Origin of the sequence: Streptomyces botrytidirepellens, from assembly GCF_003721215.1 — a bacterium.
Taxonomy (GTDB): Bacteria; Actinomycetota; Actinomycetes; order Streptomycetales; family Streptomycetaceae; genus Streptomyces; species Streptomyces himastatinicus.
The window spans coordinates 1-11,417 of record NZ_RIBZ01000774.1; the positions used below are offsets into that span (position 1 = coordinate 1).

Sequence of the window (11,417 nt, forward strand, 5' to 3'; positions counted from 1 at the left end):
CCCCCACACCCCCGCTCCTCAATCGCCGGAGGGGCTGGAGGTGGGGCATGTCCGCCCCGGCCCCTGCTCCTTGGTCGCCGGAGGGGGCTGGGATGTGGGGCACGCTCGCCCTGGCCCCTGTTCCTCGATCGCCGGAGGGCTGGGTGGTCGGGGCTCGGCCCCCAACCCCCGCTCCTCGATCGCCGGAGGGCTGTTGTGGTTGGGGCACGGCCCCTGGTTCCGGCTCCTCGATCGCCGGAAGGGCTGGGAGGTGGGGCTTGGCTCCTGGCCCCTGTTCCTCGATGGTCGGAGGGGCTGGAGGTGGGCACGTCCACCGCGGTGGGGTTCGGTCCGGGGCGGAGCCCCAAACTAACCCCAGCCCGGTCCGCGCTTGAGACGGGGCGGCACCCTGAAACCCAGTCCGGCCGACGAACGAGGCGGGGGCGGCACCCCGAAACCTGGCCCGGCACCCGCTTGAGGCCCAGGGGCGGAGCCCCGAAATCCAGCCCCTCCGGCGTTTGAGGAGCGGGGGTGTGGGGGCGGAGCCCCCACCCGGGGGCCGGGGCGGAGCCTCCCACGCGGCGGAGCCGCATATCGACAGGTGCGGGAAGGGGCGGGGCGGGGAACAAACCCCCGGCACCGGCCACCGGGCGGGGGTTAGAACACGCCGCCCTTTACCGTGATCGTGATCTCGCTTCCCTTCGGCGCCTTGTCGCCGCCCGACACCGACTGGTCCTTCACCGTGTCGCCCGGGAACAGCAGCGGCTTGTCGACGTTGACCGTGAAGCCCGCCGCCTCCAGCTCCCGCTTCGCGTCGTCGATGTTGTCGCCCTCGACGTCCGGGACCTCGATCATCTGCCGGCCTTTGGAGAGGGTGAGGGTGATCGTGTCGCCCTTGGCGCCCTCGTCGCCGGACGGGGACTGTTCGGCGATCGTGCCGCGGTCCTCCTCCGAGAACACCCGGCGCTCGGCGAACTTGACCTTGAAGCCCGCCTCGCGCAGTTCGGACCGGGCGTCGGACGGGTCGTCGCCGATGACGTCCGGGATGTCGAGCTGCTCGCCCTTGCTCACCACGATGTTCACGGGCGTGTCGGGGCGGCGGACGGCGTCCGGGCCGGGGGTGGTGGCGAGGACGGAGCCCTGCGGGGTCTCGGTGCTGAAGCTGCGGGTCACGGTGCCCACCCTCAGCCCCGCGTCGGCGATCTTCGCCTTGGCCTCGGTGAGGGGGCGGCCGACGACGTTGGGCACCTCGGCCCGCGGCGGCCCCTGGGAGACGTGGATGGTGACGGTGCCGGTGGAGCGGATGCGTTCGCCGACGCCGGGCTTGGTGCTGATGACCTTGTTCTTGTCGACGACGTCGCTGTAATCCTGGACGACCTTCACGTCCAGACCGGCGTTGCGCAGCTTCTTCTCCGCGTCCGGGCGGGTCATCTTCAGCACGGACGGCACATTGGTGAACTGCCCGGCGCTGATGTACCAGACCCCGGCGCCGATGCCGAGCGCCAGCAGCACGGCGGCGACGATCGTCACCACGCCGCGCCGCGGCAGGCGGCGGCGTGGCCGCGGCTCGGGCGGCTCCGGGGGGAGGTCCAGGCGGCTGGTGTGGTTCACCTCGTCCGAGGCCCCGGCGGCCCCGGCCGGGCGCGGGATCACCGTCGTACGGTCTTCGGAGCCGCCGCCGAGCGCGTCCTCGTGGGCCTGCGGCGGTACGGCGTCGAGCTGGGCGTCGGTGAGGGCGGCCCGCGCCGTCCGCACCTGGCCGAGGAGTTCGACGGCGTCCGCCGGCCGCAGCGCCACATCGCGCGCGGTGGCGGAGGCGACCAGTCCGTCCAGCTCCGGCGCGACCTCGGGCGCGGCGGCGGACGGCGGCGGGACGTCCTCGTGGAGGTGCTGGTAGAGGACCTGCGCCGGGGTGCTGCCGCCGTGCGGCTTGGAGCCGGTGAGCATCTCGTACAGGACGACGCCGCACGCGTAGACGTCGGCGCGGGTGTCGGCCGTACCGTGTTCGATCTGCTCGGGCGCGAGGTAGGACACGGTGCCCAGGACGGATCCCGTGGACGCGCTGGTGTTGGTGTCGACCGCCCTGACCAGGCCGAAGTCGGCGACCTTGACCCGGCCGTCGTCGCCGATCAGGACGTTCTCCGGCTTCATGTCGCGGTGGACGAAGCCCGCGCGGTGGGCGGCGCCGAGCGCGGCGAGCACCGGTTCCAGGATGTCCAGCGCGGCACGGGGCTGGAGGGCGCCGCGCTCGCGCAGCACGTCGCGCAGGGTGCAGCCGGCGACGTACTCCATGGCCAGGTAGACGTGGGCGCCGTCGGTGCCCTGGTCGTAGACGCCCACCACGTTGGCGTGCGCGAGTCTGGCGACGGACTTGGCCTCGCGGATGAAGCGGTCCACGAAGGCGGCGTCCGAGGCGAGGCTCTGGTGCATCACCTTCAGGGCGAGGACGCGGTCGAGCCGCGTGTCGACGGCCCGGTAGACCGTCGCCATCCCGCCCACGGCGATGCGCGCCTCAACGCGGTAGCGGCCGTCGAGCACCTGCCCGACGAGGGGGTCCTGGAGCGTCGTATCCACGAGAACGCAGTCTACGAGCCGTCACCGCCGCGTCGGGCCGCCCGCCCCATGTCCGTATGCACTGCGACGAAACGGTGACCTCGGCGTCAGTTGTGCGAGGCGGCGGCCAGGGCGGCCAGCTCCTCCAAGGCGGAGGTCCAGGCCAGGGCGGCGTACTCGGCGTGCTTGGCCTTGGCCTCGTCCGGGAGGTCGAGCGCGCGGATGCCGGTCTCGGCGAGGCGGAGGCGGGTGCCCGCGCCCTCCGGGGAGAGCGTGAATTCGACCACGGTGGACTGGCCGGGGCCGAGCGGGTCGCGGTCGGGGGCGTGGGCCAGCCGGAAGCGGAAGAGGGCGTCGGGGACCGCGCGCTCGACCCGGCCGTGGAACTCCCCGTGCTCGTCCCAGCGGAAGCGGACGGTGCCGCCGGGACGCGGGTCGATCTCGCAGCCGCCGGGGGCGTACCAGGTGCGGATGTGCTCCGGCGTGGTCAGCACCCGCCAGACGCGGTCGATGGGGGCGGGGACGTACGCCTCGCGCTCGATCCGGTCGGCCCCGGTCACGGCTGTCGGCTCCCTCACGGCGACCACCTCCGCATTCCACGGTAGGCCGCCCCGGATCCCCGCGTTACGCGAACGCGGGCCGCTCCGGGTCGAGCGCGGCCAGGCCCTCGGCCGGGGACGACGCCTCGGCGAAGTGGCGGCGGGGGATGCGGCCCGCCCGGTGCGCCAGCCGCCCCGCGGCGACCGCGTGCCGCATCGCCCCGGCCATCAGCACCGGCTCCTGGGCGCGCGTCACGGCCGAGGCCAGCATGACGGCGGCGCACCCCAGCTCCATGGCGAGCGCCGCGTCGGACGCCGTGCCCGCGCCCGCGTCGAGGATCACCGGGACCCCGGCGCGCTCGGTGATCAGCTGGAAGTTGTGCGGGTTGCGGATGCCGAGGCCGGAGCCGATCGGCGAGCCCAGCGGCATGATCGCGGCGCAGCCGACGTCCTCCAGCTTGCGGGCCAGCACCGGGTCGTCGTTGGTGTACGGCAGGACCGTGAAGCCGTCGTCCACCAGGGTCTCGGCGGCGTCCAGCGTCTCGATCGGGTCGGGGAGCAGGGTGCGCTCGTCGGCGACGACCTCCAGCTTCACCCAGTCGGTGCCCAGCGCCTCGCGGGCGAGCCGGGCGGTCAGCACGGCCTCCCCGGCGGTGAAACAGCCCGCGGTGTTGGGCAGCGGGCGGATGCCGTGCCGGTTCAGTACGGACAGCACCGAGCCCTGCACCGTGGGGTCCAGGCGGCGCATCGCGACCGTGGTCAGCTCGGTGCCGGAGGCGATCAGCGAGCGCTCCAGGACGTCCAGGCTGGGCGCGCCGCCGGTCCCCATGATCAGGCGGGAGCCGAAGGCCGTACCGGCGATGGTGAGCGGATCGGCGTCGGTGAGGACCTGATCCAGCGTCGTGGGGTGCGTCATGAGGGTCAGCCTCCTTGGACCGCGGTGAGGACCTCGACGCGATCGCCGTCGCCGAGCGGGGTCGCGGGCCACTGGCCGCGCGGGACGACCGTCTCGTTGACGGCCGCGGCGACGCCCGAGGGCGCCTGGGTGAGGGTCGCGACGACCCCGTCGAGGGTGGTGCCGTCGGGCAGCTCGCGGGGCTCGCCGTTCACGGTCACGGTCATGCGGTGTGCTCCTGTACTGCTGCGGTGGGGAGAGGCGGGGTCGCCGCGAAGCGCCGCGGGGAGAACGGCCGCGCCTCGGGCGGCAGTTCGCCGCCGGAAAGCGCCTCGGCCATGACGTCGCCGGTGATCGGGGTGAGCAGGACGCCGTTGCGGTAGTGGCCGGTGGCCAGCTGGAGGCCGGGCAGCTCGGTCGGGCCGAGCAGCGGGGCGTTGTCGGGGGAGCCGGGGCGCAGCCCGGCCAAGGTCTCGACGAGCGGCAGTTCGGTGATGCCGGGCACCAGCTCGTGCGCGTCGCGCAGCAGCTCGTACACCCCGCCCGCGGTGACCGTGGTGTCCCAGCCCAGCTCCTCCGTGGTCGCGCCGACGACCAGCTCGCCGTTCTCGCGCGGGACGAGGTAGACGTGCCCGCCGCGCACCACGGCCCGCACGGTCCGGGACAGGAAGGGCGCGTACGGGGCGGGCACCGACAGCCGCAGGACCTGGCCCTTGACGGGGCGCACGGGCGGCAGGACCTCCTCGGGCACGCCGGGGAGCCGCCCGCTGAGGCTGCCCGCGGCCAGCACGGTCTGCCCGGCGGTCAGCCGGGTGCGCGCGCCGTCGGCCAGCTCGGCCCCGGTGGCGCGGTCGCCGTCGTCGTTCAGCAGCAGCCGCTCGGCGCGGACGCGGTGGAGGACCACCCCGGCGCGTTCGCACGCCGCCAGCAGCGCCGCCGCCAGCCGCCGCGGGTCGACCTGGTGATCGCCGTCGACGCGCAGGCCCCCGCGCACGCCCGGCGCGAGCATCGGCTCCAGGCGCCTGCATTCGCGCCCCGTGAGCCACTGTGCGTCCAGTCCCAGCCGCTGCTGGAAGTCGTGCAGCTCGCGCAGATGGGCCCGGTCGTCCGCGTCGAGCGCGACCGAGAGCGTCCCGCAGGTACGGAAGGCCAGGTCATGGCCGCTCGCCTGCTCCAACTCCGCCACGAACGACGGATAGCGGCGCGCCGAGGCCAGGTTCAGCCCGAGCAGGGTCTGCTCGCCGTAGTGCAGCTCGGTGACGGCCGCCAGCATCCCGGCCGCGACCTGGGCGGCCCCGCCGCCGGGCGCCGGGTCGACGACGGCGGTGCGCAGGCCCCGCTGGGCCGCCCGCCAGGCCGTGACCAGGCCGATGATGCCGCCGCCGATGACGAGGACGTCGTACGGTGCGGCGCTGCCCTGAGGTGTCTCGCTCGAGGTGTGGGGTGGCGTGTGCATGGGCTGGTCGCCCCCTCCCTTCGCCGGCATGACCCGGATCAGGTTCGTACGGTCGGAGGCCGCGCCAGCCTCCCTCTCAGCCCGGTGCGCCCGGGCTCCCGCGAGTGCTCTGTCCCGCCACCCTAGTACGCGCCCCGAATCGCCCGGAAGGGAGCGTCCCGGGCGGCGCCGGGCACGAGGCCCGCGCTCCCCGGTACGACGGGCCGTCCGGCCCGTCGGGCTGTGCCCGAGATCTCGTCGTGCGCTCTCCGGTCCGCCCCACCTGCCGCAATACAGTGATCGTGTGAGCGATGAGACGACGAAGACGATGGCGTCCTCGGCGGGTGGCGGCGGACAGCGGGTGGTGATCGTCGGCGCGGGCATGGCGGGGGTGCAGACCGCCGTCGCGCTGCGGGAGCAGGGCTGGACCGGGGAGATCCTGCTGCTGGGAGCTGAGCCCCATCAGCCGTACGACCGGCCGCCGCTGTCCAAGGCCGTGCTGCTCGGCAAGGCCGAAGGGTCCGCGTTCGACGTGGACTTCGCCGCGCTCGGCATCGGGCTGCGCCTCGGCGTCCCGGTGACCGGGCTGGACACGGACGGGCGCACGGTCGAGACCGGGTCCGGCCCGATCCCGTACGACGTCCTGGTGATCGCCACCGGCGCCGAGCCGGTCGCCCTGCCCGGCAGCGAGGGCGTGCCCGGCGTCCATCTGCTGCGCACCCTGGACGACGCCGAACGGCTGCGCCCGGTGCTCGCCGCCCAGCAGGAGATCGTGGTGGTCGGGGCGGGCTGGATCGGCGCGGAGTTCGCGACCGCGGCCCGCGAGGCGGGCTGCACGGTGACGGTCGTCGAGGCCGCGGACCGGCCGCTGGCGGGCGCCCTCCCGGCGGAGGTCGCCGCCCACATGACCGGCTGGTACGCGGACTACGGCGCCACCCTGGTCACCGGCGCCCGCGTCACCGCGCTCGACGAAAACGGGCTCGTGCTCGGCGACGGCACCCGGCTGCGGGCCGGTGCGGTGGTCGTCGGCATCGGCGCCCGGCCCGCGACCGGCTGGCTGGCCGGTTCGGGCGTCGCACTCGCCGCGGACCGGTCCATCGCCGCCGACGCGGGGCTGCGCACCTCCGCGCCCGATGTGTACGCCGTCGGCGACTGCGCGTCCTTCCCGTCCGCCCGCTACGGGACCCGGCTGCTGGTGCACCACTGGGACAACGCGCTCCAGGGACCGCGGACGGTCGCCGCCAACGTGGTCGGCAGCCGGACCGCGCACTTCCCCGGCCAGGTCTACGACCCGGTGCCGTACTTCTGGTCCGAGCAGTTCGGGCGGTTCGTGCAGTACGCGGGACACCACTCGGACGCCGACGAACTGGTCTGGCGGGGCGACCCGGACGGCGCCGCCTGGTCGGTGTGCTGGCTGCGGGACGGGGCCCTGGTCGCCCTGCTGGCGGTCGGCCGTCCGCGCGATCTGGCCCAGGGCCGCAAGCTGATCGAACGCGGCGCCCGGCTGGACCGGACCCGGGCCACGGATCCGTCGGTGCCGCTGAAGTCGGCCGTTCTGTGACCCGCCGGTACCCCCGGTGAGCAGGGGTGCGGGGCCCGGCGGCACCGGGCGGGCCCCCGCACTCGGCGGCCCGCACGGCGGACGCCCGGCTACCCACTGTCAGTCCCAGATGGCAGGCTTGTTCTGTGACCGAGATTGACGCAAAGATCGATGCTCTCGTCCCCGCCTGGCTCACTCTCCCCGACGTCGCCGACCGGCTCGGCGTCGAGGTGACCCGCGTGAGGCAGTTGGTCAAGGAGGGCCAGCTGATCGCGGTGCGCCGTGGCGAGAACCGGGTGCTCCAGGTGCCCGAGGACTTCATCGGTGACGGAAAGGTCGTCAAGGGCCTCGTGGGGACCTTGACACTGCTCAAGGACGACGGCTTCAGCGACGAGGAGATGCTGGAGTGGCTCTTCACCCCTGACCCGAGCCTGCCGGGCACCCCGGCCCAGGCGCTGCGCGAGAATCGCGGCACGGAAGTGAAGCGGCGCGCGCAGGCGCTCGCCGTCTGACCTCGCCCGCCGTTCTCCGAACCACTTCTGATCCACGTCTGATCCACTTCTGATCCCCTTCAGAACAGCTCAGAACCGCTTCTGAACCACCAGGCGTACGGGCGGGGCCGACCCTGCCCGTACGCCGCACGATCCGGGGGGAAACCCACCCATGACCGCACGCGAGCAGCTGGCCGACGCCCGCCTCTACCTGTGCACCGACGCGCGCAAGCGCCAGGGCGACCTGCCGGAGTTCCTGGACGCCGTGCTGGCGGCCGGGGTGGACATCGTCCAGCTGCGGGAGAAGGGCATGGAGGCCGCCGAGGAGCTGGACCACCTCGCCGTCTTCGCCGACGCCTGCCGCCGCCACGGCAAGCTGCTCGCCGTCAACGACCGGGCGGACGTCGCCCACGCCGCCGGTGCCGGCGTGCTCCACCTGGGCCAGGGCGACCTGCCCGTCCCGGCGGCCCGCGCCATCCTCGGCGACGGCCCGCTGATCGGGCGCTCCACGCACGCGGAGGCCGAGGTGGACGCGGCCCTCGCCGAGCCCGGCGTGGACTACTTCTGCACCGGCCCCTGCTGGCCCACCCCCACCAAGCCGGGCCGCCACGCCCCCGGTCTCTCCCTGGTCCGTCACGCGGCCGCCCGGCGCCCGGCCCGGCCCTGGTTCGCGATCGGCGGCATCGACGCGTCCAACCTGGACCAGGTGCTGGAGGCGGGAGCGCGCCGGATCGTCGTGGTGCGGGCCATCACCGACGCCGAGGACCCGGCGGCGGCCACGGAATCCCTGGCGAAGCGCGTGCGAGCAGCAGATGTCTAACGGGTGTCGGGGTTGAGCCCGGCTCGATCATCCTGTCCGCATTGCGGACAAGAGCCTGGCAAAACCCCCATAACCACGTTGCCGGGTGGGCGCCGACCACCCTGCTGGCTAACCTTCCCGTATGGCCCTAGGCACCGCTTCCACCAGGACTGATCGAGCCCTTACCGTGCGTGACCTGCTCGCTTCGGGCGAGCAGTCGTATTCCTTCGAATTCTTCGCCCCCAAAACGGACAAGGGGCAGCACACACTGTGGAACGCCATCCGCCGACTGGAGGCCGTCTCACCGACCTTCGTCTCCGTGACGTACGGCGCGGGCGGCTCCTCCCGTGAGGGCACCGTCCGCGCCACCGAGCAGATCGCGACCGACACCACCCTGACCCCCGTCGCCCACCTGACCGCGGTCAACCACTCCCTCGCCGACCTGCGCAACATCATCGGCCAGTACGCCGACGCCGGGATCCGGAACATGCTCGCCCTGCGCGGCGACCCGCCCGGCGACCCCATGGGCGAGTGGGTCAGACACCCCGACGGCATCACCTACGCCGCCGAGCTGGTCCGCCTGATCAAGGAGTCGGGCGACTTCTGCGTCGGCGTCGCCGCCTTCCCCGAGATGCACCCGCGCTCGACGGACTGGGACACCGACATCCGTCACTTCGTCGACAAGTGCCGCGCGGGCGCCGACTTCGCGATCACCCAGATGTTCTTCTACCCGGAGGACTATCTGCGGCTGCGCGACCGGGTCGCGGCCTCGGGCTGTACGACACCGATCATCCCTGAGATCATGCCGGTCACGAACGTCAAGCAGATCGAGCGGTTCGCGCAGCTCAGCAACGCCGCCTTCCCGCCGGAGCTGGCCGAACGCATCCTGGCGGTCAAGGACGACGCGGCGGCTGTACGCTCGATCGGGATCGACTACGCGACGGAGCTGTGCGCGCGGTTGATGGCCGAGGAGATCCCCGGGCTTCATTTCATTACCCTGAACCACTCCACGGCGACGCTGGAAATCTACAAGAATCTGGGACTGCACCAGCGGTCCTGATGACGGCGGCCAAGGGGCAGCCGCACTGAGAGGGGCGGGCATGGGCTGGACGGTCCTCTACATCGCTTTCGGCGTCGTGGCGCTGTGGCTGTTGGGAGAGGTACTCCTTCAGTACAAGGCGCGGCTGCGCTGGCGGCTGCTGGCGTTCGTCGGCTTTCTGGGCGTGGTCGTGGGGGTGCTGATCCCCTCGGTGGTGGTGATCGCGATCGGCGCGATCGCCTTCGCGATCGGCCAGACCTACGTCACGCTCTCCTTCCGCCGCGGCTTCGAGATGGGCTGGGCGCTGGAGAGCATCCCCGGGGTGCCGGGGCTCGGCCGGGGGCGCGAGCGCGACCCCGGGCCGGAGGGCCCGGAGCCCGAGCCGATGCTCCAGGTCTCGGACCTGGAGGACGTCCCGGTCTCGCGGCCCGAGCCGCCCACCTACCGGCCGGAGCCGATGCCGGACGACACCAGCGAGTACGGCGTCTACGAGGACCCGTCCCCGTTCACCCCCGCCTCCGGCGCCTACGCGGACCCGAACGCCGGGTACAGCGCGTACGAGACGTACGCCGGGTACGGCACGCAGGACGGCCAGGGTGTCCAGGGCGTTCCGGGCGTTCAGGACCAGGGTTACGCCGACGTGGGCTACGGCCAGCAGCAGGACGTGTACGCGGACGCCGCGCAGTACGGCTACCAGGACCAGGCGTACGCGGCCTACGGCCAGGACCCGTACGCGGGTGGCTATGACCAGCAGTCCTACGGCCAGCAGCCTTACGCACAGGCGCAGTACCCCGATCCGTACGCGGGCTACCAGCAGGACCCGTACGCCGCCGGTGGGTACGGCGGCGACCACTACGCGGCGGACGCCTCGTACGGCTCCCCGCAGCAGTACCCCCCGGGCGCCGACGCGATGGAGCCGGGCGGCTCCTGGGTCCCGCAGCAGCGCGAGGGCGACACCCCGCCCGCCCAGCAGGACGAGCCGCCGTACCCCTACCAGCAGCAGGGCGGCTTCCAGCAGGGGTACGACGAGCAGTACCGCTTCTGACGCACACCTTCACGCACGCCGGTCCCGGCCCGCTTCCGACGCGGGCCGGGACCGGCGCCGCTCATTGTGAGCCGCGCCAGTCCTGCCCCTCGACGATCAGGCCCGCCACCAGCGCACCCGACATCCCGGCGTGGGCCAGCCCGCCGCCCGGGTGGGACCAGCCGCCCGCCAGATAGAGGCCCGGGAGCCGGGTGAGGTTGGCCGGGCGCAGATACCGGCCCTCCGCACCGGCCAGTGCCGGGCCCGGCACGGAGCCGCCCGCGACACCGGTGTCGGCGGCGATGTCGCGGGGGGTGCGGACCTCGCGCCACAGGATCCGGTCCCCCAGCCCCGGTATCGCCGCCTCCGCGGCCGTGATCAGCCGGTCCGCGCCCCGCGCGGCGGCCTCCCCGCCGGTCCAGTCGACCGGTCCGTGCGGGGCGACGACCGCGCTGAGGGTGACGGCCTCGTGGTCGTCATCGGGGCGGGTCGCCGGATCGTCCGGGCGCAGCACGGTCACCGTGGGGCGCGGGCAGGGCTCGCGCAGGTCCCCGTCGCCCTCCGTGCCGAAGACGGCGGTCAGCTCCGCCTCCCGGTCCGGGGCGTGCACCACGGTCCGGTGCACCGCGTCGTCGGGGCGGCCGCCGCGCAGGGCCAGGAAGACCGTGAGGCGGCCGGGCGGAGCGGTGCCGGGCCCCGGCCCGGGCGTGACGTCCTCGCCCTCCCGCCAGGGCTCCTGGCCGCCGAGCAGGGCGGGCAGCAGTGCCGGGTCGATGCCCGCGACCACCGCGTCCGCCTCGGCGACCGTGCCGTCGGCCAGCTCGACGCCCGCCGCCCGGCCGTCCTTCTCGACAATGCCGGTGACCTCCGCCTCGAAGCAGAACTCCACCTTCCGCTTGCCGCAGCGCTCGTACAGCGCGTCGGCGAGCGCCCGCATCCCGCCGCCGACGTACCAGGCGCCGAAGGTCTGCTCCACATAGGGCAGCACGGTGGCGCTCGCGGGGGCGGTGCGCGGGTCCAGGCCGTGCGCGAGCGCATGGCTCTCCAGCAGGGCGGCGGCCCGCGGATCCGCCAGCTCCCGCCGCGCCACCTCGGCCAGGCTGGGCACCCGCGGACGGCCGCC

At 73.8% G+C, this 11,417-nt stretch carries 11 protein-coding genes and 1 riboswitch; of the genes, 5 read left to right on the forward strand and 6 right to left on the reverse strand.

The features are described from left to right. Positions 1 to 636: 636 nt before the first annotated feature. The 5 genes from pknB to thiO all read right to left on the reverse strand — a co-directional run bounded on the left by pknB (position 637) and on the right by thiO (position 5,422). The gene (gene pknB / locus EEJ42_RS39425) at positions 637 to 2,553 is read right to left on the reverse strand and encodes a Stk1 family PASTA domain-containing Ser/Thr kinase (protein WP_123106965.1); all 1,917 of its coding nucleotides are present in this window, start codon (positions 2,551 to 2,553) and stop codon (positions 637 to 639) included. Between the two features lie 86 nt (positions 2,554 to 2,639). Further along, positions 2,640 to 3,110: an SRPBCC domain-containing protein gene (locus EEJ42_RS39430; protein ID WP_246097652.1), complete on the reverse strand. Its 471-nt coding sequence runs from the start codon at positions 3,108 to 3,110 to the stop codon at positions 2,640 to 2,642. Between the two features lie 46 nt (positions 3,111 to 3,156). After that, positions 3,157 to 3,987, reverse strand: coding sequence for a thiazole synthase (locus EEJ42_RS39435; protein ID WP_123106967.1), 831 nt, complete (start codon positions 3,985 to 3,987; stop codon positions 3,157 to 3,159). A gap of 5 nt (positions 3,988 to 3,992) precedes the next feature. Next, on the reverse strand, positions 3,993 to 4,193 hold the full coding sequence (gene thiS, locus EEJ42_RS39440) for a sulfur carrier protein ThiS (RefSeq protein ID WP_123106968.1): 201 nt from the start codon (positions 4,191 to 4,193) through the stop codon (positions 3,993 to 3,995). After that, positions 4,190 to 5,422: a glycine oxidase ThiO gene (thiO, locus tag EEJ42_RS39445; protein ID WP_123106969.1), complete on the reverse strand. Its 1,233-nt coding sequence runs from the start codon at positions 5,420 to 5,422 to the stop codon at positions 4,190 to 4,192. The genes thiS and thiO overlap by 4 nt, the downstream gene beginning before the upstream one ends. Continuing rightward, a riboswitch (TPP riboswitch) is annotated at positions 5,421 to 5,534 on the reverse strand. Its footprint overlaps the gene before it by 2 nt. A 195-nt stretch (positions 5,535 to 5,729) precedes the next feature. Between thiO and EEJ42_RS39450 the strand changes: the two genes are divergently transcribed. From EEJ42_RS39450 to EEJ42_RS39470, 5 genes are all read left to right on the forward strand, one after another. Further along, complete coding sequence (locus EEJ42_RS39450; protein ID WP_123106970.1) at positions 5,730 to 6,962, forward strand: NAD(P)/FAD-dependent oxidoreductase; 1,233 nt, start codon at positions 5,730 to 5,732, stop codon at positions 6,960 to 6,962. Between the two features lie 125 nt (positions 6,963 to 7,087). Beyond that, positions 7,088 to 7,453, forward strand: coding sequence for an Rv2175c family DNA-binding protein (locus EEJ42_RS39455; RefSeq protein ID WP_123106971.1), 366 nt, complete (start codon positions 7,088 to 7,090; stop codon positions 7,451 to 7,453). Positions 7,454 to 7,604: 151 nt separating this feature from the next. Further along, complete coding sequence (gene thiE, locus EEJ42_RS39460) at positions 7,605 to 8,252, forward strand: thiamine phosphate synthase (protein WP_123106972.1); 648 nt, start codon at positions 7,605 to 7,607, stop codon at positions 8,250 to 8,252. Between the two features lie 121 nt (positions 8,253 to 8,373). Beyond that, positions 8,374 to 9,291, forward strand: coding sequence for a methylenetetrahydrofolate reductase [NAD(P)H] (gene metF / locus EEJ42_RS39465; protein ID WP_123106973.1), 918 nt, complete (start codon positions 8,374 to 8,376; stop codon positions 9,289 to 9,291). 40 nt (positions 9,292 to 9,331) lie between these two features. Further along, the gene (locus EEJ42_RS39470; RefSeq protein WP_123106974.1) at positions 9,332 to 10,315 is read left to right on the forward strand and encodes a chromosomal replication initiator protein DnaA; all 984 of its coding nucleotides are present in this window, start codon (positions 9,332 to 9,334) and stop codon (positions 10,313 to 10,315) included. A 61-nt stretch (positions 10,316 to 10,376) separates the two neighbouring features. Here the strand turns inward: EEJ42_RS39470 and EEJ42_RS39475 are convergent. Next, a partial coding sequence (locus EEJ42_RS39475; RefSeq protein ID WP_148082185.1) for a phytoene desaturase family protein occupies positions 10,377 to 11,417 on the reverse strand: 1,041 nt, incomplete at its 5' end.

Bases quoted from the DNA above. Each gene is read 5' to 3' on its own strand.
- EEJ42_RS39435 (WP_123106967.1), bottom strand. From the start codon at position 3,987: ATGACGCACCCCACGACGCTGGATCAGGTCCTCACCGACGCCGATCCG.
- thiS (WP_123106968.1), bottom strand. From the start codon at position 4,193: ATGACCGTGACCGTGAACGGCGAGCCCCGCGAGCTGCCCGACGGCACC.
- thiO (WP_123106969.1), bottom strand. From the start codon at position 5,422: ATGCACACGCCACCCCACACCTCGAGCGAGACACCTCAGGGCAGCGCC.
- EEJ42_RS39450 (WP_123106970.1), top strand. From the start codon at position 5,730: ATGGCGTCCTCGGCGGGTGGCGGCGGACAGCGGGTGGTGATCGTCGGC.
- thiE (WP_123106972.1), top strand. From the start codon at position 7,605: ATGACCGCACGCGAGCAGCTGGCCGACGCCCGCCTCTACCTGTGCACC.
- metF (WP_123106973.1), top strand. From the start codon at position 8,374: ATGGCCCTAGGCACCGCTTCCACCAGGACTGATCGAGCCCTTACCGTG.
- EEJ42_RS39470 (WP_123106974.1), top strand. From the start codon at position 9,332: ATGGGCTGGACGGTCCTCTACATCGCTTTCGGCGTCGTGGCGCTGTGG.